The sequence below is a fragment of the Bradyrhizobium sp. A5 genome (genome assembly GCF_042076515.1).
Lineage (GTDB): Bacteria > Pseudomonadota > Alphaproteobacteria > Rhizobiales > Xanthobacteraceae > Bradyrhizobium > Bradyrhizobium cosmicum.
The window spans coordinates 3,763,076-3,784,187 of the sequence record NZ_CP148990.1; the positions used below are offsets into that span (position 1 = coordinate 3,763,076).

The window sequence follows — 21,112 nt, forward strand, 5'->3', positions numbered from 1 at the left end:
CTCGAGAGAAGTCCACGCCGCAGTGGCTGATATTCGGTCAGCCATACTGTCCTGTCACAACGCCGACAGTCCCCATCCAGATCAGAAGGCACGCTTCGTCTGTCGGCTCTGAGCCAGTCCTGACGGGCTCAGAGCAGGTTGGCAAAGAATGGGTTCAGCATGCGCCCGGACGGATCCTCCTGCTTGACGTGCGCAGAGAACTGCGTCCATCGCTGCCCATACGCCGCCGTGACATGCTGCTTCGTGATGAACGGACTTTGATTCAGCAAAGGAATGCCGTTCCTCTTGTACGCAAACTCATTGAACTCCTTCAAAAACCCGTCCCACGCCGGCCTGTCCGTATAAGCGTGAATGGGGTCAACTGAAAAAATGTCTCCGTCATGCGAATAGGACAGCAACGAATGCTCGTCCTTCCGGATGAAATATGAGCCAAGCGCCATGTTGCAGCGAAAGTCATGGTCCTCGAAATACTTTTCGCTGAAGTCCACGTAGTCGCGCAGAACATTCAGCCATTCGTGGCGCGGAAAGGCCCAGAATGTAAATGCATATCGCGCCGACGGCGGCGTTTGGCTGTAGTCGATCGTCTTGTCGGGATTGTACAGGGTGGCTCCGCCGGCCAGGTGCAGGAATGACATCAACAGCCTGTTGCCGACGAACCACGTGTCGAGCGTCGCATCCCTGAGAGGCTTGGTCGGGACGCTGCTGTCGATGAACCTGCCAACGCGGGCTTCCGCATAATTCCAGAGCTTCCGGCGGCTGGCGGCGAACAGCGCCCCCAACGGTCCAACCCTGTCGATGGGATGTCGCGTCTGAAAGTGCGCCTTTCGGCCGACCGTCCAGCAGATCAGGCCTCGCGACGCATCGATGATCCCATCCACTTCCTTCTCGGTCAGTTCTCCGATCGGGCGCGGCAGATATCTGAAGTGGATCGCCTCCAGCGGCTTGATATGAAACGTGACCTCGTAGATGACGCCGCACAGGCCGTAGCTCGACCGCATGAGGTACATCAGACCCGGATTTGTGGCCTCCGACGCTTCCGCCAGTTCGCCGCTGGGCGTCACCCACTTGATCGCCGTGATATACGAGCCGACCTGCCCGAACTCGCCGCCATCCAGGCCATCCTTGGTGTGGCAGCAGGCCGCCGCACCGAGCGTCATGTTCCCGATCTCGATATTGGTCCGAAACTGGAGGTTCATCGCCCGCAACACCCGCGACGCGGCAATGAACTGGAGGCCCGCTTCGGCCGTGAACGTCATGCTGTGGGGATCGATCTTGAGGATGCGGCTCATCCCGGACATGTCGATGATCGTCCCGTCCGAGGATGCGCACGGCGTCAAGGAATGATAGCTGCCCATCGCCCGAACAGGACTGGGGTAGCCCTCGGCGTCCCTCAGGATCGATTGAATCTCGTCGACGGAGCGCGGCGACACCAGTTGCGCGGGAGAGCTTGTGATCCCGCCATCGTAATTGCGAACCATATTGCCCATCTGCGTCACCCCTGGACGGCGAAACACGCAACTCAAGATGGCTTTTCGGTCTTGCCGACGCCGGTGTCGGCCTGGTTCTCACGAGGTTGAAGTGCGTTGACGCGCAGCTTTGCCCCCGCTCACGCAAATTCAGCCGGGTCGCCTGATGCACCCCACGGCTGTAGGGCATCCTATCCGAGCGAATATCCAACCAACAGGAAAAATTGAATGCCCGGCGACCGCGGCCTCCAGCAAGTCACGTTGGCAAGCGGGCACTTTGGTGCTATTGAACCACATTTATTGGTTGCAAGCCCAATTTATTCACGCGTTTGCGTTTGGGAGTGCCAATGTCCCGAGAGAACGATGGTTTTGTCTTCCATCGTGGCCTGCTCCAAGGTGTCCTGGATATTGTGTTTCGGGCCATCAACTTCTTCGCCAGATGGGACCACCTGCCGACCCTGCTCGCGGCTGCCAATCTTTCGGTCTTCCGCGACCGGCTGCGGGAGCACAATCTCCACCATACCGGCTACGGCACGACATCGCCTGGCTGGAGCACTGGCAACGACCGCTGGCGGTCCGCCGACGGCTCATTCAACAGCCTCGATCATCCGCGCATGGGCATGGCTGGCGCCCGGTTCGGACGCAATTTTCCGCTGCCGGAATGCGTGCCGGACAGCGGCAATGATCTGCTCGACCCTAGCCCGCGCGTGATTTCGCAGGAATTACTGGCACGCCACACCTTCATTCCCGCGACTAGCCTCAATCTGCTGGCCGCCGCCTGGATCCAGTTCGAAACGCACAATTGGTTCAGCCATGGGTTGCCCAAGCCGGGCAACGAATTCAAAATCCCGCTCCCGCCGGGCGACGAATGGCCTAAGGAGGAACGGATCGACGACTGCATGAAGATCCGTCGCACAGTTTGCGACGGGTCATCGCGCGAACCATGGCTCGGCGCCACCCCGACATTTCGCAACCTCAACTCGCACTGGTGGGACGCCGGACAGATCTACGGCAGCAGTCGCGAAAGGCAGATGCAGATTCGTTCCGGGGTCGATGGCAAGATCGCGGTCGGCAACGACGGAATGCTTCCAGCCGATCCAGCTCATGCGGGTGCCGATCTCACCGGCTTCAACGACAATTGGTGGGTCGGGCTCAGCCTGCTGCACAATCTCTTCGCACGCGAGCACAACGTCATCTGCGATGGCTTGAAGACGCGGTATCCGACCTGGGACGACGAGGAGCTATTCCAGCGTGCGCGCCTGATCAACGCGGCCCTGATCGCCAAGATCCACACCGTCGAATGGACGCCGGGCATCCTCGGCCATCCTGCGCTGGACCTGAGCATGCACGCCAACTGGTCGGGGATACCGAACCGGGTGCTGCGCGCGGTGCTCGGCAAGGACAGCGAAGCCGCCTATGGCATCATCGGCTCTCCGACCGAGCAGCATAGCGCGCCCTACGCGATGACCGAGGAATTCACTGCAGTCTACCGCCTGCACCCGCTGGTCCCGGACAAGATGGAGGTGCGGAGGCTCGATACCACGGACTCCAAACCCTACGACCTGGTCGATATGCAGGGACGGGCCTCCCGCGAGTTCATGCAGACTCACGGCTTCGTCGACCTGCTCTACTCCTTCGGCACGGCTCATCCCGGCGCCATTCGCCTGCACAACTACCCCAATTTTCTCCGCCAGTTCACAAAGGACGACCAGCCGCTGCTCGACGTCGCCGCGATCGATATCATGCGTGACCGCGAACGCGGAGTGCCGCGCTACAACCGCTTCCGCGAGTTGGTCGGCAAAAAGCGGGTTACGACATTCGAGGAAATCACCAGCATTCCCGGCGCGGCAAGGAAGATGCGCGCGATCTACAAGGGTGACGTCGACCGCGTCGATCTGATGGTCGGGCTGTTGGCCGAGGACCTGCCGGACGGTTTTGGCTTCAGCGATACCGCCTTCCGCATCTTCATCCTGATGGCCTCGCGGCGTCTCAAGAGCGACCGCTTCTTTACCGACGACTACCGGGCGGAAGTCTACACCGACTTCGGTCTCGACTGGATCCAGAACAACGGAATGAAATCAGTACTGCTGCGGCACGTGCCGCAACTCGGCCCGGCGCTCGAGGGCGTCAACAACAGCTTTGCCCCCTGGAACTTATCGGAAGGCTGAGCCATGGCTCTCGTCATCAGCATTCCGGGCCTTGTCCGCCTCGCCATCGTCCGCGATCCGGACGAACTGCTCCGCGTCAATGATGCGGGGACGGTCACCCGACCACTGTCCGGCCGCGGTGGCCTGTTCAATCGCTCGGTCGCGGCAAAGCTCGCGGCTTTTCGCACGGCTGATGGCGACATCTGGCCGGCGTTTCGTGACCGGCACGATCCGCTGCGCGCGGCGCACCAGACGAAGCTCGAAACCACGCTGTCGAATGTCGAGGCACTGTTGGAAAGAATCGCGCCGGAGATCGCCGAACTCGGCGACTATGTCGGCGGCGGGCACGCGCATCGCAACATGGGCGTCGTAGTTCAGCAAGCCGTGGGCCGGCTCTTCTGCGCCAACTATGTCGCGAGCGAGGAGTCCTACGAGGCCGCGCGGACGTTGCAGGCCTGGCTGTCGGCCTGGCCACTGCGAGCGTGCTGGATCAAATGCAGTGGTGCGTTGAAGGCCTCGCTCGATCGAATCGAGACTGCTTCGCAACGCGATATGGCTTGCGCGCATGCAACAGCGCTTGCATTGGAGAACCTCGTCAAGTCGACCGAGCTGATGCGCGAGCTGGCGTTGCATGGTGACAATCTGGCGAAGATCGAACCGCCGGAAGCGGTGATCCGCACCCTGCGCGCGCCGGCGCGCGTGGTCCGCGAGGCGCGCGACGGCGACTTCATTGGGTTGCTCCGGCTGCGATCACGGACATTGATCCTGCTGGCACTCGAAGATGCCCATCAACGACACGCCCGCAACCTGGGCTTGGCATTTTTCGCCGGCGCCTGGAATCAGTGCCCGGCGCACGGCCTCGTCCCGGCCTTGCTCGGCAAGGTCTGGGAGGCAGCCAAGATCCGCGCGGAAAGACGCGCGTGACCAACGCCGCGCAAGGTTGCCGGCAAGCGCCCTAGCAGCCGAGCCTGTCGGCGATCCCGCCAAAATCCCTGGCGACGATGTCCCAATTGCCGGTGGCCTCGAAGTCCACCTTCTGCAACGGGCCGTACTCCGTCGGCCGGGCCACGAACGCGGTCTTCAGTCCATTCTTCTGGGCGGCGGCGAGATCGCCATTGTGCGCGGCGACCATCATCACCTCTTCGGGCTTGAGGCACAGAAGACGCGCGGCGCCGAGATAGGTCTCGGGATCGGGCTTGTAGTGCTCGAACAGCTCGGCCGACATGATGAGGTCCCAGGGAAGGCCCGCAAACTTCGCCATGTTGGTGAGCAGCGCGACGTTGCCGTTCGACAACGGCGCGATCACGAATTTCGTCTTCAGCCGGGTCAAGCCGGCAACGCTGTCGGGCCACGGATGCAGACGGTGCCAGCCCTTGGTGAGGTGGTCGAGATCGGCGTCGGTGAGGCCCTTGATCTCGAACTTCTCGACCAGCTTTTCCAGCGAACGGCGGTGCAGATCGTCGAGCATGACATAGCCGCGCTCGGGGTGCTTACGCACGTCGTCCATCGAGGCCGTGTACAGCCCGCGCCAGCCGTCGACCAGGGCGGTCCAGTCAGCACTGATGCCGCGGCCCTTCGCCCACCACATGAAGTCGGTGATCAGGCTGGTGCGCCAATCCACGACGGTGCCGAAGACGTCGAAGACGAGGGCTTTGACGGCGGTGACATCGGACATGTGCGCTTACCCTGATTGTTCTTGTTGTCAATTTTCTTGCTGTCATTCCGGGGCGATGCGCAGCATCGAGCCCGGAATCCATCTCGATACAGAACCCGCCGCCCGATAGATTCCGGGCTCTCGCTTCGCGAGCCCCGGAATGACGGCAGTTGACGTTGCGGCGCCTAGTCCAGATGGAACTTCGCCAGCTCGCGGTGCTCGGCCTTGATGTAGCGCACGGTGCCGGTGACGGAGCGCATCACCACCGTCTCGGTCTCGATCACGCCGTCCTTGCGGAACTTGACGCCTGACAGCAGCGAGCCCGTGGTGACGCCGGTGGCGGCGAACAGACAATCGCCGCGCGCCATGTCCTCGATGCCGTAGATCATCTTGGGATCGTTGACGCCCATCTTGGCAGCGCGCTCGCGCTTCTCGTCGGAATCGAGGATGAGGCGGCACTGCATCTGGCCGCCGATGCAGCGCAGCGCGACGGCCGCGAGCACGCCTTCCGGCGCGCCGCCGGTGCCGAGATACATGTCGACGCCGGTGTTGTCGGGGTCGGCGCAGTGGATCACGCCCGCGACGTCGCCGTCGGTGATGAGGCGCACGGCTGCACCGGTCGAGCGCACGCTCTCGATGATGCTGGCATGGCGCGGACGGTCGAGCACGAGCACGGTGATGCCGTCAGGCTGGACACCCTTGGCCTTGGCGAGGCGGCGGACGTTTTCGGCCGGCGTCGCGTCGAGCTCGACGACGCCCTTGGCGTAGCCGGGGCCGATCGCGAGCTTCTGCATGTAGACGTCGGGCGCGTGCAGCAGCGTGCCGCCGTCGGCCATCGCCATCGTGGCAATCGAGCCCGGCATGTTCTTGGCGCACAGCGTGGTGCCTTCGAGCGGGTCGACCGCGATGTCGACCTGCGGGCCGGCGTTCATGCCGACCTTCTCGCCGATGAAGAGCATCGGCGCCTCGTCGCGCTCGCCCTCGCCGATCACGATGGTGCCCTCGATCGGCAGCTTGTTGAGCTCGCGCCGCATCGCGTCCACCGCGGCCTGGTCGGCCGCCTTCTCATTGCCATGCCCGCGCAAGCGCGCCGACGACACCGCCGCCCGCTCCGTCACGCGCACGATCTCCAGCGTGAGGATGCGCTCGAGCAACGCTTGCGGCGGGACTGAAATATGGGTCGACATCGGCTAACTCCTTCGAAACAGTTCTGGACGGAAATCTCCGTCCGCATCAACTCGTAGCACCCACAGTTCGTTCGAACCGTGTCAGTTCTTCTCGATCCGTATCACCTGCGGCCGGCCGCTGATCACCTTGTCCTTCTGCACGGCAGCGAGCGCGCGGCGCACGGCGTCCTCATGCGTGGCATAGGTGATCAGGATGACCGGCACCGGCACCGCCTTGCCGTCGGCGGGCGGAGCGCCGCCATTGGGATGACGCTGCACGATCGACTCGATCGAAATCTTCTGTTCTGCAAGCCGGGTGGCGATCGCGGCCGCCGTGCCCGGGAAATCGCGCGCCAGGAGGCGGATGTAGTAGCCGCCCTCGTGCCGTTCCATCGGCGCCTTCCTGGTATCTCGCAGCTGCGCGATCGGCCGGCCGAACGGATTGGCACGGATGCCGCGCGCGACGTCGGCGATATCGGCGACGACGGCGGACGCGGTCGCGGCGCCACCGGCACCGGGCCCGACCAGCGTGATCGGCGGAATGCCTTCGCCATCGATCGTGACCGCATTGGTGACACCCATCACCTGCGCGATCGAGGAGGATTTGGGAACCATGGTCGGATGCACGCGCTGCTCGACGCCCTTGGCGGTGCGAACGGCAACGCCGAGCAGCTTGAGCCGGTAACCGAGTTCGTCGGCCGCGCGCAGGTCCTCCGGCGCGATGGATGAGATACCTTCGACATACACCGCGCTTTGAGCAACTTTCGTGCCGAAAGCGAGGCTGGCGAGGATCGCGAGCTTCTGCGCGGTATCGTGGCCGTCCACGTCGAAGGACGGGTTGGCCTCGGCATAGCCGAGCCGCTGCGCATCCTTGAGACATTCGGCGAAGGACAGGCCCTCCTGCTCCATCCGGGTCAGGATGTAGTTGCAGGTGCCGTTGAGGATGCCATAGACGCGGTTGATGTCGGTTCCCGCGAGGCCCTCGCGTAACGTCTTGATGACGGGGATCGCCGCGCCGACGGCTGCCTCGTAATTCAGCGCACCGCCGTGCGTTTCGGCGGCTTTCGCCAGCTTCAGGCCGTGCTTGGCGAGCAACGCCTTGTTGGCGGTGACGACGGACTTGCCGGCGTTGAGCGCAGCTTCCACCGCAGACAGCGCGGGATCGCCGGCACCGCCCATCAGCTCGACGAAGCAGTCGATGCCGGGATGCGTGGCCAGCGCCATCGGATCCCTGGTCCATTCGACGCCGCGCAGGTCGATGCTGCGCTTCTTCGCCTTGGAGCGCGCGGTGACGGCAACGACGCGAATGCCGCGGCCGCTGCGGCCCGCGAGCACGCGCGCCTGCGTTTCAATCAAACGGACAACTTCGGCGCCCACGGTGCCGAGCCCCGCTATGCCCACTTTCAGGGGTGCAACCATGATGCCTTGGAAAACCTGTCGAAGAGAACTTAACGCCGATTGGCGAGCGGAACCACGTTGTGCAACGTTTCGATGCCGCTTTCAAGGAAGCGGCGCACGCCGCGGGCGGCCTGCCTGATCCGTTGCTCGTTTTCCACCATGGCGATGCGGACATATCCTTCACCATGCTCGCCGAAGCCGACGCCGGGCGAGACCGCGACCCCGGATTTCTCCACCAGCAGGGTTGCGAACTGCATGCTGCCAACGCTGCGGAAGGCCTCCGGCAACGGCACCCAGGCGAACATCGAAGCCTCCGGCGGCGGAATGTCCCAGCCGGCGCGCCCGAACGATTCCACCAGCGCGTCGCGGCGCTTGCGGTAGGTGTCGCGCATCTCCCTGATGCAATCGTCCGGGCCGTTCAGCGCGGCGGTCGCGGCAACCTGCACCGGCGTGAAGGCGCCGTAGTCGAGATAGGATTTGACGCGGGCAAGAGCTGCGATCACGCGCTCATTGCCGACCGCAAAGCCCATGCGCCAGCCGGCCATCGAATAGGTCTTCGACATCGAGGTGAACTCGACGGCGACGTCGATCGCGCCGGGCACCTGGAGCACCGAGGGCGGCGGGTTGCTCTCGTCGAAATAGACCTCGGCATAAGCGAGGTCGGACAGGATCAGGATCTCGTGCTTCTTCGCGAAGGCGACGAGATCCTTGTAGAAGTCGAGGCTCGCAACATAGGCGGTCGGGTTCGACGGATAGCAGACGACCAAAGCCAGCGGCTTCGGGATCGAATGCACGATCGCCCGCTCCACCGCCTCGAAGAACTGCGGCGTCGGCTCAGAGGGCACCGAGCGGATCACGCCGCCAGCCATCAGGAAGCCGAAGGCATGAATCGGGTAGCTCGGGTTCGGACACAGGATGACATCGCCCGGCGCGGTGATCGCCTGCGCCACGTTGGCAAACCCCTCCTTCGAGCCGAGTGTCGCCACCACCTGGGTGTCAGGATTGAGCTTCACGCCAAAACGGCGGTCGTAGTATCCGGCTTGCGCCTTGCGCAGGCCGTTGATGCCGCGGGAGGCCGAGTAGCGGTCGGTGCGCGGCTTGCCGAGCGTCTCCCTGAGCTTGTCCAGCACATGTGGCGGAGCCGGCAGATCCGGATTGCCCATGCCGAGGTCGATGATATCGGCGCCTGCGTTCCGCGCGGCCGCCTTGGCCCGGTTGACCTGCTCGAACACGTAAGGTGGAAGGCGGCGGATGCGGTAAAATTCTTCCATGGCTCTCTGGGCTCCGGGCAACCGGTCAGGACAGAATCGGCAGGTAATGACTCCGATCGGAAAGGCGGCTGCTTCTCGCGCAAAACTCACTCAAGATCAAATACTTGGAGCGATTTTCGGCAACAAGGGCTGAACACCCTCGCCCTGACTCTCGGCTGAATTGACGCCTTTTTAGCACGGAGTGGCGGGGGCGCCAGCGATTACCTTGCGCCGCCTCATTTGGCGTCTTTGGCAGCGACGGCCTGGCGGTCTCGTGCAGCTGCAAGCTCGGCCTCGATCTTGGCGCGCTGGTCCGGCGGGATGACCGCCTGGTCACGATCCGGCGGCAGATCGTGCACCGGCAGGTAGCTGCCGGGCTCCCGGGTATGGGCTTGCGCATCTGCGGGCGTCATGTCCGCGAGCTGGCTCGAGCAGCCGCCCAGGGCGAACGCCATCATCAGCAGCGCGCCGCCAATCGGCAGCTTCCTTTGCAGGTCCCTCAACGCCAACACCTGGGAAATCCCCTACTCGTCCCAATGCAAGGCTGCCGGGAGCTTACCCCTACAACCTGCCCAAGCTCAAACCACTGCTGCCCACAAATGGTAGGAGCGAGAAAACTTCCAAGGCCCACTGACCGGAGGGATGCACCCGGATTGTGACAAAACCAAGGGGCTTTGTCGCAGTGCAGCACATCTTGGAGCGTGTTTAACGCCAAACATGCGAGCTTCGCGGTGACGAATACGGAATGAATCGTTACTGTTCTGCTCATGAGTACCGCCACGACTGACACGCCCAAATCCGAGACGAAGTTCGATGCGGAAGCCTTCGCGATGAATGTCGCGCGGGCGATGGAAAGCGGCGGCAAGGCACTTGCCGCATACCTCAAGCCGCGCGAGAGCGGCGAGGTGCAGGATCGTCCGCCGGCTGAGCTCACGGAGGTCGTAAAGACCTTCACGACCGTCGCCGAATACTGGCTGTCGGATACCTCACGCTCGTCCGATCTGCAGACCAAGCTCGCCAAGGACTATCTCGACCTCTGGGGCTCGGCGGCGCGCCGCATGGCCGGTCAGGACGCTCCGCCCGCGATCGCCCCCTCGCCGCGCGACAAGCGCTTTGCCGATCCGGAATGGAAGTCGAACCAGTTCTTCGATTTCGTGATGCAGCTCTATCTGCTCACGACCAAATGGGCGCAGGAGCTGGTGCGCGACGCCGACGGGCTCGATCCACAGACCCGCCGCAAGGCGGAGTTCTACATGCAGCAGCTCACCAACGCGTTGTCGCCGTCCAACTTCGTGCTGACCAATCCGGAAGTGCTGCGCGAGACGGTGGCGAGCAGCGGCGAAAACCTCGCACGCGGCCTGAAGATGCTGGCGGAGGACATCGCCGCCGGCAAGGGCATGCTGAAGATCCGCCAGTCCGATCCGGACAATCTGGTCGTCGGCGTCAACATGGCGACGACGCCGGGCAAGGTGATCTACCAGAACGAGATGATGCAGCTGATCCAGTATTCTCCGACCACGGAGACCGTGCTGCGCACGCCGCTGCTGATCGTGCCGCCCTGGATCAACAAGTTCTACATCCTCGATCTCAAGCCGGAGAAATCCTACATCAAGTGGTGCGTCGACCAGGGCATCACCGTGTTCGTGATCTCATGGGTCAATCCCGACAAGCGGCTCGGCAACAAGAGCTGGGAAGACTACATGAAGGAGGGCCCGCTCGCGGCGATGGACGTGATCGAGAAGATCACCGGCGAGATGAAGGTGCACACCGCCGGCTATTGCGTCGGCGGCACCATGCTCGCGACCACGCTGGCCTGGCTCGCCGAGAAGCGCCGCCAGCGCGTGTCGTCCGCGACATTCTTTGCAGCCCAGGTCGACTTCACCCATGCCGGCGACCTCCTCGTGTTCGTCGACGAGGAGCAGATCGCATCGCTCGAGCGGGACATGAAGGCGGCCGGCGTGCTCGAGGGCTCCAAGATGGCGATGGCCTTCAACATGCTGCGCTCCAACGATCTGATCTGGTCCTATGTCGTCAGCAACTACCTGAAGGGCCAGCAGCCGAGCGCGTTCGACCTGTTGCACTGGAATTCCGATGCGACGCGCATGACCGCGTCGAACCATTCCTATTACCTGCGCAACTGCTATCTGGAGAACCGGCTGTCGGCGGGCACGATGGTGCTCGACAACACGCTGCTCGACCTCTCCAAGGTCAAGGTTCCCGTCTACAACCTCGCCACCCGCGAGGACCACATCGCACCGGCGGAATCGGTGCTGTACGGTTCGCAGTTCTTCGGGGGTCCGGTGAAATATGTGTTGTCCGGCTCGGGCCACATCGCCGGCGTCGTCAACCCGCCAGCCTCGAACAAATACCAGTACTGGACCAACGACAACATCAAGGACATCAACGTCGCCGAATGGCTGAAGGGCGCGGTGGAGCACAAGGGCTCGTGGTGGCCGGACTGGCGGGAATGGCTGGGCGGGCTCGATCCCGAGGAAGTTCCGGCGCGCAGCGTTGGCAGCGACGCGATGCCTCCGATCGAGGATGCCCCCGGCAGCTATGTCAGGGTTCGCGCGTAGCGCAATCTCGTGCGCTTGTATAAGCTCACTTTCAGCACGGCGACGACAGAGGGGACCGGACTATGACGCGTGAATTGTTCTGGCTGACATTGACGGTGATCCTGACTGGAATCCTCTGGATTCCCTACACCATCAACCGCTGCCAGATTCGGGGGCTGAGTGGCGCGATGGCCAATCCCTCGCGTGGCGACAAGCCGCAGTCGGAGTGGGCCAACCGCCTGATGTTCGCGCATGACAACGCGGTCGAGAACCTCGTGCTGTTCGCGCCGCTCGTGCTGATCCTGAACGCAATCGACTATTCCACGAAATGGACCGTGCTCGCCTGCACCGTCTATTTCTGGTCGCGCGTGGCGCACCTGATCGTCTACGCGCTCGGGATTCCGGTGTTCCGGACGCTGGCTTTCACCGTCGGCTTCCTCGCCCAGGCGGTGCTGGCGCTGGCGATCTTCAAGGTGTTCTAGCGATCAGGCTTTGCGAACGACGAGATGCAGCATGTTGGCCGGCGTCTCGTCGAAGCTCTGGATCACGCTGGTTTCGGACGACAGCGTGATCCACGGCCCCGCGCCGGCGTAGGTCGCTTCCAGCCATTCCGGCGACACGTAGCTGTAGTAGCGCCCGAGGCTGTCGCGGCCGTCGCTCTCGCCCATCTTGTAGCTCGCATAGAACACGCCTGACGGTTTCAGCGCGCGATGAATTCGCCCGAGGATGCCGGCGAGTTCGTCGCGCGGCACGTGCAGCAGACAGGCGCTTGCCCAGACGCCGTCGTAGGCTTCATGCGCGTCAAGCTGGTCGAACCGCATCGCCTCGACCGGATGACCGAGCCGCTGTGACGCAATCCCGGCCATTTCGGGCGAGCCATCGGTCGCACGCACCGAAAACCCTTCGGCCAGCATCACCGCCGAATGATTGCCGGCGCCGCAGCCGAGTTCGAGAATCGCGCCGCCTGGCGGCAGCAGGGCCAGAAAGCCACGCAGCCGCGTCGAGGGCGCCTTCGCCCAATCCGCGTAGGCCTGGGCGTTGCTCCGATAGAATTGCAAGGTCGCATCGTCCACCGCAGTACCTCGTGTCATGGAAACAGCGCGATCTGCTCCAGCCCCGCCGTCTCGGGCAGCCCGAACATCAGGTTCATGTTCTGGATCGCCTGCCCGGCCGAGCCCTTCACCAGATTGTCGAGCGTGGAAATCACGATCGCCCGGTTCTTGATGCGGTCGGCGACGACGCCGATCTGCACATAGTTGGAGCCGCGCACATTCTGGGTCTGCGGCAGCACGCCCTTCCTGGCGACATGCACGAAGGGCTCGTTGGCATAAGCCTGTTCCAGCGCGGTTCGCAGATCGTCCGGTGTCGCGCCGTTGAGCTTGACGTAGGACGTGCACAGTTCGCCGCGCGCCATCGGAATCAGATGCGGCGTGAAGTTGATCGTCACTGCGGAACCGGCGGCGACGCCGATCTCCTGCTCGATCTCGGGCGCGTGCCGGTGGGTGCCGACCGAATAGGGCGACAGCCCCTCGCCCGCCTCGCTGAACAACGTGTTCTGTTTCAGCCCGCGGCCGGCGCCGGTGACGCCCGATTTCGCATCGATGATGATGTCGTCGACGTCGATCAGTCTGGCCTTCGCAAGCGGCACCAGCGCGAGCAGCGCCGCCGTGGGATAGCAGCCGGGACAGGCGACCAGGCGCGCCGAAATGATCTTCTCGCGATAGAATTCGGTCAGGCCATAGACCGCTTCGCCCTGCAGTTCGAGCGCCCGGTGCTCGTGGCCATACCATTGCGCATAGGTGTTCTTGTCCCGCAGCCTGAAATCGGCGGACATGTCGAGGACCTTGATTTTGGGATTTGCCTTGAGGACCGAGGCGATGATTTCCTGCGTGGTGCCGTGCGGTAGCCCGCAGAACACCGCATCGAGCTTGCTCCAGTCGACCTTTTCCCATTCCACGAGTTTCGGCAGGTTCAGCATGAAGAAATGCGGAAACACCTCGCCCATCGACTTGCCGGCGTGGGTGTTGGCGGTGAGTGCGATGATCTCGGCATTCGGATGCCGCGCCAACAGGCGCACCGCATCGGCCCCGGTGTAACCGGAGGCGCCGAGAATGCCGATCTTCTTCGAGCTCATCACGCGTACCTTTCAGGCGTCATTCGATGGTCTTGCCGGGGTCAAAAATTGCCGCGTCGCCTCGTCCAACGGATTGGCTTCGCGAGCGACGCTTGATCAGCTATCTGTCGGCAATCCCAGCATCAGCCGCATGTTTTGCACGGCCGCACCCGAGGCGCCCTTGCCGAGATTGTCGAGCCGGGCGACCAGCACGGCCTGGTGATATTTGTCGCTGGCGAAAACGTAGAGCTCGAGCATGTTGGTCCCGTTGAGCGCCTCCGGCTCGATCCGGCCGCCCTTCGACGCTTCGTTCTGGAGCGGCATTGCCGAGACGTATTTCGAGCCGGCGTAGCGCTTTGCCAGCGCGGCCTGGAGATCGGCACCGCTCGGCTTGCCCGGCAGCGTGTCGAGCTGGAGCGGGATCGAGACCAGCATACCCTGCCGGTAGTTGCCGACCGAGGGGACGAAGATCGGCCGCCGCGTCAGGTTCGAATAGAGCTGCATCTCCGGCAGATGCTTGTGCTCGAAGCCGAGGCCGTAGAGTTCGAAGGACGGCGCGCTGCCGTCTTCAAAGCTTGCGATCATGGACTTGCCGCCGCCGGAATAGCCGCTCACCGCGTTGACGGTGACGGGATAGTCGGGGGGCAGCAGGCCGGCATCGACGATCGGCCGCAGCAATGCGATCGCGCCGGTCGGATAGCAGCCGGGATTGGAAACCTTTTTCGCGGCCTTGATCTTGCCGGCCTGGTCCGGGGTCAACTCGGGAAAGCCGTAGGCCCAGTCGGGCGCGACCCGGTAGGCGGTCGAGGCGTCCAGCACCTTCGGGCCGGAGGTACCCATGCTGTCGATCAGGGCGACCGTTTCCTTGGCGGCGTCGTCCGGCAGGCAGAGGATGACGAGATCCACCTCCTCCATCAGCGCCTTCTTGGCCGCGGGATCCTTGCGCTTGTCGTCGGCGATCGTCTTCACAGCGACGTCACCCTGCAGCTTCAGCCGCTCGTTGATGCCGAGGCCGGTGGTGCCGGAGCCGCCATCGACGAAGACGGTGGCGGGCTTTTTCGCCGCGCCGGTGGTCGGGGCTTTCGTGGTCTCAGCAACGCTCATGGCACGCTCCTTTCGAGCTTGTTGGTTTCGTCCGCGAAGGCCTCCGGCCTCACGTCCTGCATCAATTGCGCGATCTCTCTGGCGTCGGCATGGGCTTGCGCGCCGAGCGCATTGGCGATCGCCGTGTAGTCCGCGACGGATTTGTGCTGGCTGAGCTTGAAGCTGCCTTCGACCTCTTCAACCGTCATCACCAGGCCCACGATCCCTTTCTTCAGCGCCTCGAGCCGTCCGGCCGTCATCTTGCCCGACGTCCACGGCTTCTTCGGCAAGAGACGGCTCTCGAATTTGTCGCTGAGCGTGTCGATCTGCGTCGCCAGCTCATCGTCCGACAACAGCTTCACCGGCCCGGTCAGATGGACCGACTGGTAGAGCCAGGTCGGCACCTGATCCCGCGAGACGTACCAGTCGGGCGACACATAGGCATCGGGGCCATTGACCGCGAGCAGCCAGGACGTCGTCCCGCCCGCGAGCTTTAGCAGCGGATTGTGACGGGCGACATGAAAGGCGGCCTGCGGCGTGCCGTCATCGGCATAGGTCAGGTAGAACGGCAGCGGCGAGGCGATGGGCTTGTGGCCGTCAAAGGCGCACATGGTGCCGAAGCCGCGCTCCTCGGCGAATTTCAGGCTCGCGGCGCGGTCCGGCTTGAAAAAGGGTGGCGTGTACATCGTGGTCTCCTGCTGGGCTCCTTGGGGGGCCGCCGGATCAGATCGCGCTGACAGGAGAGAGAATGCCGCGGATCGGGTCCAGCGGCAAAGACGATGATCTCAAACGCGATCGACCGCCCAAACCGCTAAAGAGCGGCGGCGGCGACGGACGAACAGAATGGTCGCGGCGTTGATCATGGCGCGCGGCTATACGGCCAGTCTCGGTTCCCGTCAAGGTTCAAGGCGTCAGATCACCCGCCAAATCCATTCCATGACCTTCGCGATCACGTCGCCGAACAACAACAACGCCGCCGACCAGATCAGGGCCGAGATGAAATTTGCGGACTGAAAACGCCAATAGGGCATCTCGAAAATACCCGCCGCCAGCGGCACCGAGGCGCGCAACGGGCCGAAGAAGCGGCCGATGAAAATACTTGGCACGCCCCAGCTGCGCACGAAGGCCTCGCCCCTCGGCAGGATTTCCGGATAGCGCGAGAGCGGCCACATCTGCGCAACCTTCTCCTTGTAGCGATAGCCGAACCAGTAGGAGACCCAGTCGCCCAGCGCGGCGCCAAGCCCGCCGGCAATCCAGACGGGGTAGAAGCTGATGCCGCTGACGCCAATCAGCGCGCCGATGGCGACCAGAGCCCCCCAGGCCGGAATCAGCAGCGAGATGAACGCCAGTGACTCCCCGAACGCCAGCAGGAACACGACCGGAGCCGCCCAAGCCTGATGAGCACGCACGAAGTCGGCCAGCGCGTGCGCAAACTGCTCCATTCCAGACCGCCTTCCCGCCCCGTCAGATAAAAAGACTGGTAAGCCAAGGGCTTGTGTGACATCAAGTCACAAAATCCGGCCCGGACCGGACCAAGGTGTCAAATTGCCGGGAATTGCTGGGCCTCCGGCGTAAAATCGCCGGCATTGCTCCCCAACCAGACCCACCCCGACCGACCTGCGGTGACCTTTCCGGGCCAGCCGTGCCATAGTCGGCCGAACCGATTCGCCGCCTGCGCGGCCTTCAAAGCACATCAGAATACATGTCCAAGCAATTGAAGCCTAAAGCAAAAGACGATTTCTTCGGCGGCGACGAGCCGAAGGCCAAGGCGCCCACCAAGGGCGCTTCACGCGCGAGCGGCGCGGAAGCCGACTACACAGCGGCCGACATCGAGGTGCTCGAAGGCCTGGAACCGGTGCGGCGCCGGCCCGGCATGTATATCGGCGGCACCGACGAGAAGGCGCTGCATCACCTCTTCGCCGAAGTGATCGACAACTCGATGGACGAGGCGCTGGCGGGGCATGCGACCTTCATCGGGGTCGATCTGAGTGCGGACGGCTTTTTGACCGTCATCGACAACGGCCGCGGCATCCCGATCGATCCGCATCCGAAATTCCCCAAGAAGTCGGCGCTCGAAGTCATCATGTGCACGCTGCATTCGGGCGGCAAGTTCGACAGCAAGGTCTACGAGACCTCCGGCGGCCTGCACGGCGTCGGCATCTCCGTGGTGAACGCCCTCTCCTCGTTGCTCGAGGTCGAGGTCGCGCGTAGCCAGAAGCTCTACCGCATGACGTTCGAACGCGGCCACCCCAAGGGCAAGCTCGAGGATCTCGGCAAGGTCAACAACCGCCGCGGCACGCGCGTGCGCTTCAAGCCCGACACCGAGATCTTCGGCGCCAAGGCCGCGTTCAAGCCGCAGCGCCTGTTCAAGATGACGCGCTCGAAGGCGTATCTGTTTGGCGGCGTCGAGATCCGCTGGAACTGCGCGCCCGAGCTGCTCAAGGGCGTCGACGACGTGCCGGCGGAAGCGACCTTCCACTTCCCGGGCGGGCTGAAGGATTATCTCGCCGCGGCGATCCATGCCGACACGCTGGTGCATCCCGACATCTTCTCCGGCAAATCGGGGCGCAACGGCGCACATGGCGCCTGCGAATGGGCCGTGGCGTGGACCGCGGATGCCGACGGGTTTCTGTCCTCCTACACCAACACCGTGCCGACGCCCGATGGCGGCACGCATGAATCGGGCCTGCGCAGCGCGCTGTTGCGCGGCCTGAAGGATCACGCCGAGCGCGTCGGCCAGGGCAAGCGCGCCTCGTCCATCACGTCCGAAGACGTCATGGTCGGTGCCGCCGTGATGCTCTCGGTGTTCGTGCGCGAGCCTGAATTCCAGGGCCAGACCAAGGATCGTCTCGCCACCGCCGAAGCCCAACGCATCGTCGAACAGGCGATGAAGGATCCGTTCGACCATTGGCTGTCGGGCAATCCGAACATGGCCAACCGCCTGCTCGACTTCGTGATCGACCGCGCCGAGGACCGGCTGCGCCGCCGCCAGGAAAAGGAGACCGCGCGCAAGACCGCCGGCAAGAAGCTGCGGTTGCCCGGCAAGCTCGCCGACTGCACCGATGCCGGCACCGAAGGCTCCGAGCTCTTCATCGTCGAGGGTGACTCGGCCGGCGGCAGCGCCAAGCAGGCGCGCGACCGCAAGACGCAAGCCGTGCTGCCGCTGCGCGGCAAGATCCTCAACGTCGCCTCCGCCGGCAAGGACAAGCTGACGGCGAACGCCCAGCTGTCCGACCTCGTGCAGGCCATCGGCTGCGGCCAGCTCGCGCAGTATCGCGAAGAGGATCTGCGCTACCAGCGCATCATCATCATGACCGACGCCGACGTCGACGGCGCCCACATCGCCTCGCTGCTGATCACCTTCTTCTACCGGCAGATGCCGCGGCTGATCGACGAGGGCCACCTCTTCCTCGCGGTGCCGCCGCTCTACAAGCTCACGCATGGCACCAAGTCGGTCTACGCCCGCGACGACAAGCACAAGGAAGAGCTGATCAAGAGCGCGTTCAACGCCAACGCCAAGGTCGAGGTGAACCGGTTCAAAGGCCTCGGCGAGATGATGCCGGCGCAACTGAAGGAAACCACCATGGATCCGGCCAAGCGGACCATGCTGAAGGTGGTCCTGCTCGCCGACGACCGCGACACCACCGCGGATTCAGTGGAGCGGCTGATGGGCACCAAGGCCGAGGCCCGCTTCGCCTTCATCACGGACAAGGCCGAATTCGCCAATGATGACCTGCTTGACGTCTGATGCGGCGATCTGCCGACGCGTACAAGGCCCCGGTGTTCGCCGGGGCCTTTTCGTTTTCCGTCCGCTACGGACGCGGCCGGCCAGGCTATCAGCATGGCTCGATTCGCGACTCGGCCAACGACTCAGGCCGTCGAGGCATAGGCAAAATTACCTTCGCTTTGGACAAAGGCGACTTTCCTAACGAAATCCTACCGAAACCGACATATCAGATACCGTTGTAACGTACTATAATAACTCAACTTTCTTGAAATCAGGCAATGAGCCCCAAAGACCGTGCCGGCTTGCGTTTTCAGCCGAGTGTGCCTGCCCTGCAACAGCATTTCGGCGAGAACCGTCTATAGTTGGGGCATCAGATGACACGAACTTCAGTGCGCTCGCGCCTGCTACAGACCAAGGTTGGGGATTTTATCATGAAGAAGATTTTGCTGGCTCTGACCGCGGTTGCGGCAATGACTGGTTCGGCCTCGGCCGCTGACTTGGCCGCTCGCCCCTACGTGAAGGCCCCGATGGCAGCTCCGGTTGCCAACTGGACCGGCTTCTACATCTTCGGTGGCGCTGGCGGTGGCCTCTCGAATGCCGACCAGCATGTCCGCGACACCCTCACCGGCACCCCGCTGACGATCGATCAGCGTCAGGGCGGTTCGGGCTGGTTCGGCACCGTTGGTCTCGGCTACGATTGGCAGTTCAGCGGCACATGGGTCGCCGGCGTGTTCGCCGATGGTCAGTTCGGCAGCATTCGCGCCACGATCCAGGATCCGATCTTCGGCATCACTGGCTCGCAGAAGCTGGAAGACTCCTGGGCCGCTGGTGTCCGCCTCGGCTGGCTGGTTGCCCCGAACGTCCTCTCCTACGTCAACGGCGGTTACTCTGGCGCTCACTTCGGCCAGACCAACTTCCAGACGCTGGCCGGCACTCCCGCTGGTGCCCACCTCAACAGCTACAACCGCAACGGCTGGTTCATCGGCGGTGGCGTCGAGAACAACCTGAACATCTTCGGCATCCAGTCGCCCGGCTGGTTCATGAAGACCGAGTATCGTTCGGCCTTCTACAACGCCAAGACGCAGGATGAACTGATCGACGGCACCAACCTGCCGACCGGCAACAGCATCCGTGCCAACAGCTGGAACCAGACCATCTCGACCTCGCTGGTCTACCGCTTCAACTGGACTGGTCCGGTCGTCGCCAAGTACTGAGCTGACCAAGACTGATCAGAACGCAAGTTCAGACGTCAAAGCCCCGGCATCGTCCGGGGCTTTTTCGTTGTGAGCTGTCATCTCCTGACGGACGCCCTCACCCTGCCGCACGCGCCCCCACGCTGAGCGCCACCGCGCGATTGATCATGGCAGCACTCCTCGCGACAGCAGGCGCATTGTGCCGGCGGCGCCATTGTATCCCAACCGAAGCTACGGCTACTGTGCCCTCCAAGTGATCGCAGGCCCATGGCGATCGTTCATGCCGTGGGCCGCGACAGAACCAGACCAATGGGGAGGATCGCATGCGCAGATTTCTGCTTGTAGCAGGCTTGTTTGCCCTCGCCGTCGGGCTGCTCTGGATCGGACAGGGCACGGGTACCATCGCCTGGCCGCGATCGAGCTTCATGGTCAACCAGCTGCAATGGGCCGGCTATGGCGCGGCCATGGCGGGCTTTGGGCTGGTCCTGATCTGGCAAAGCAACCAATAGAAGAAACCAGGAAATGAAAGCATGACATCCAACCGGTTCGATCTCCGCGGCAAAGTCGCAATCGTCACAGGGGGCAATGGCGGCATCGGGCTTGGCCTGGCGCACGGACTCGCCGACGCCGGCGCCGATATCGCTGTGGTCGGACGCAATGAAGCCAAGTCGGCCGCCGCGGTTGCCGACCTCAAGCAGCGCGGCGTGAAGGCGATTGCCGTCACCACCGACGTCACCGACAAGGCGGCCATCGCCGCGATGGTCGAGCGTGTCGTCAGGGATCTCGGCCGCATCGACATCCTCATCAACAATGCCGGCATGAGCATCCGCAAGCCGCCGCACGAACTCGAGCTCGACGAATGGAACACGGTGATCAACACCAACCTCACCAGTGCATTCCTGTGCTCGAAGCTGGCCTATCCGGCGCTGAAGGCGTCGGGCAACGGCAAGGTCATCAACATCGGATCGATGATGTCGATATTCGGTGCGAGCTTCGCTACGGCTTATGCGGCGAGCAAGGGCGGCATCGTGCAGTACACGCGCGCCTGCGCCAATGCCTGGGCCCCCGACAACATCCAGGTCAACGCCATCCTGCCAGGCTGGATCGACACCGACCTCACTCGCGGCGCGCGCAAGCAGGTCTCGGGCCTGCACGAGCGCGTGCTGGCACGCACGCCCGCCGGGCGCTGGGGCGACATCGACGACTTCGCGGGCATCGCCGTCTTCCTCGCCTCGCCCGCCTCGAACTTCGTCACGGGCACCGCGATTCCCGTCGACGGCGGGTTCTCGGTGATGGCGTAGAGCCATCAAGCACGCGATAAACCTGCGCGCAAAAAAGAAGCCCCGGGCGAAGCCGGGGC

Annotated in this window: 19 protein-coding genes; 8 read left to right on the plus strand and 11 right to left on the minus strand. The window is 63.5% G+C overall.

Annotation, left to right across the window (positions count from 1 at the left end):
• Positions 1–128: 128 nt before the first annotated feature.
• Positions 129–1,487 carry an FAD-binding protein gene (locus tag WHZ77_RS18110; protein WP_375309180.1) on the minus strand — a complete coding sequence of 453 codons (1,359 nt, stop codon included), beginning with the start codon at positions 1,485–1,487 and terminating at the stop codon, positions 129–131.
• Positions 1,488–1,813: 326 nt separating this feature from the next.
• Here WHZ77_RS18110 and WHZ77_RS18115 point away from each other — a divergent pair, with 326 nt between their 5' ends.
• Both WHZ77_RS18115 and WHZ77_RS18120 read left to right on the plus strand, forming a co-directional pair.
• Positions 1,814–3,634: a peroxidase family protein gene (locus WHZ77_RS18115; protein ID WP_375309181.1), complete on the plus strand. Its 1,821-nt coding sequence runs from the start codon at positions 1,814–1,816 to the stop codon at positions 3,632–3,634.
• Positions 3,635–3,637: 3 nt separating this feature from the next.
• Entirely contained in the window at positions 3,638–4,537 is a 900-nt protein-coding gene (locus WHZ77_RS18120) for a hypothetical protein (RefSeq protein ID WP_375309182.1), read from the plus strand.
• Positions 4,538–4,568: 31 nt separating this feature from the next.
• On the opposite strand, the gene WHZ77_RS18125 is transcribed toward WHZ77_RS18120, so the two are convergent.
• The 5 genes from WHZ77_RS18125 to WHZ77_RS18145 form a co-directional block, all read right to left on the minus strand.
• On the minus strand, positions 4,569–5,288 hold the full coding sequence (locus tag WHZ77_RS18125) for a haloacid dehalogenase type II (protein WP_375309183.1): 720 nt from the start codon (positions 5,286–5,288) through the stop codon (positions 4,569–4,571).
• 164 nt (positions 5,289–5,452) lie between these two features.
• The gene (gene glpX / locus WHZ77_RS18130) at positions 5,453–6,454 is read right to left on the minus strand and encodes a class II fructose-bisphosphatase (protein ID WP_375309184.1); all 1,002 of its coding nucleotides are present in this window, start codon (positions 6,452–6,454) and stop codon (positions 5,453–5,455) included.
• A gap of 81 nt (positions 6,455–6,535) precedes the next feature.
• Complete coding sequence (locus WHZ77_RS18135) at positions 6,536–7,852, minus strand: homoserine dehydrogenase (RefSeq protein WP_375309185.1); 1,317 nt, start codon at positions 7,850–7,852, stop codon at positions 6,536–6,538.
• 29 nt (positions 7,853–7,881) lie between these two features.
• Positions 7,882–9,102, minus strand: coding sequence for an LL-diaminopimelate aminotransferase (locus WHZ77_RS18140; RefSeq protein WP_375309186.1), 1,221 nt, complete (start codon positions 9,100–9,102; stop codon positions 7,882–7,884).
• 215 nt (positions 9,103–9,317) lie between these two features.
• Entirely contained in the window at positions 9,318–9,593 is a 276-nt protein-coding gene (locus WHZ77_RS18145) for a hypothetical protein (protein ID WP_375309187.1), read from the minus strand.
• Between the two features lie 255 nt (positions 9,594–9,848).
• On the opposite strand from WHZ77_RS18145, the gene WHZ77_RS18150 reads away from it, so the two are divergent.
• Together WHZ77_RS18150 and WHZ77_RS18155 are read left to right on the plus strand one after the other, a co-directional pair.
• Complete coding sequence (locus WHZ77_RS18150; RefSeq protein WP_375309188.1) at positions 9,849–11,657, plus strand: PHA/PHB synthase family protein; 1,809 nt, start codon at positions 9,849–9,851, stop codon at positions 11,655–11,657.
• Positions 11,658–11,719: 62 nt separating this feature from the next.
• Complete coding sequence (locus WHZ77_RS18155) at positions 11,720–12,118, plus strand: MAPEG family protein (RefSeq protein WP_375309189.1); 399 nt, start codon at positions 11,720–11,722, stop codon at positions 12,116–12,118.
• A gap of 3 nt (positions 12,119–12,121) precedes the next feature.
• Here WHZ77_RS18155 and WHZ77_RS18160 read toward each other — a convergent pair whose 3' ends face one another.
• The 5 genes from WHZ77_RS18160 to WHZ77_RS18180 form a co-directional block, all read right to left on the minus strand.
• The gene (locus tag WHZ77_RS18160) at positions 12,122–12,709 is read right to left on the minus strand and encodes a class I SAM-dependent methyltransferase (protein WP_375314757.1); all 588 of its coding nucleotides are present in this window, start codon (positions 12,707–12,709) and stop codon (positions 12,122–12,124) included.
• A 14-nt stretch (positions 12,710–12,723) separates the two neighbouring features.
• Positions 12,724–13,770 carry an N-acetyl-gamma-glutamyl-phosphate reductase gene (gene argC, locus WHZ77_RS18165; RefSeq protein ID WP_375309190.1) on the minus strand — a complete coding sequence of 349 codons (1,047 nt, stop codon included), beginning with the start codon at positions 13,768–13,770 and terminating at the stop codon, positions 12,724–12,726.
• Positions 13,771–13,866: 96 nt separating this feature from the next.
• Positions 13,867–14,853 carry an N-acetyl-gamma-glutamyl-phosphate reductase gene (argC, locus tag WHZ77_RS18170; RefSeq protein ID WP_375309191.1) on the minus strand — a complete coding sequence of 329 codons (987 nt, stop codon included), beginning with the start codon at positions 14,851–14,853 and terminating at the stop codon, positions 13,867–13,869.
• A complete protein-coding gene (locus tag WHZ77_RS18175; RefSeq protein WP_375309192.1) occupies positions 14,850–15,518 on the minus strand; it encodes an FMN-binding negative transcriptional regulator in 669 nt (222 codons plus the stop codon). Before WHZ77_RS18175 ends, argC (WHZ77_RS18170) begins: the two co-directional genes overlap by 4 nt.
• Before the next feature lie 225 nt (positions 15,519–15,743).
• The gene (locus WHZ77_RS18180) at positions 15,744–16,274 is read right to left on the minus strand and encodes a DedA family protein (protein ID WP_375309193.1); all 531 of its coding nucleotides are present in this window, start codon (positions 16,272–16,274) and stop codon (positions 15,744–15,746) included.
• 260 nt (positions 16,275–16,534) lie between these two features.
• Here WHZ77_RS18180 and parE point away from each other — a divergent pair, with 260 nt between their 5' ends.
• The 4 genes from parE to WHZ77_RS18200 all read left to right on the plus strand — a co-directional run bounded on the left by parE (position 16,535) and on the right by WHZ77_RS18200 (position 21,053).
• Positions 16,535–18,580: a DNA topoisomerase IV subunit B gene (gene parE / locus WHZ77_RS18185; RefSeq protein ID WP_375309194.1), complete on the plus strand. Its 2,046-nt coding sequence runs from the start codon at positions 16,535–16,537 to the stop codon at positions 18,578–18,580.
• A 410-nt stretch (positions 18,581–18,990) separates the two neighbouring features.
• Positions 18,991–19,773 carry an outer membrane protein gene (locus WHZ77_RS18190; RefSeq protein ID WP_375309195.1) on the plus strand — a complete coding sequence of 261 codons (783 nt, stop codon included), beginning with the start codon at positions 18,991–18,993 and terminating at the stop codon, positions 19,771–19,773.
• A 302-nt stretch (positions 19,774–20,075) separates the two neighbouring features.
• Positions 20,076–20,261, plus strand: a complete 186-nt coding sequence (locus WHZ77_RS18195) for a hypothetical protein (RefSeq protein ID WP_063194318.1) — start codon at positions 20,076–20,078, stop codon at positions 20,259–20,261.
• 21 nt (positions 20,262–20,282) lie between these two features.
• Positions 20,283–21,053 carry an SDR family NAD(P)-dependent oxidoreductase gene (locus WHZ77_RS18200; protein WP_143844950.1) on the plus strand — a complete coding sequence of 257 codons (771 nt, stop codon included), beginning with the start codon at positions 20,283–20,285 and terminating at the stop codon, positions 21,051–21,053.
• Positions 21,054–21,112 lie beyond the last annotated feature (59 nt).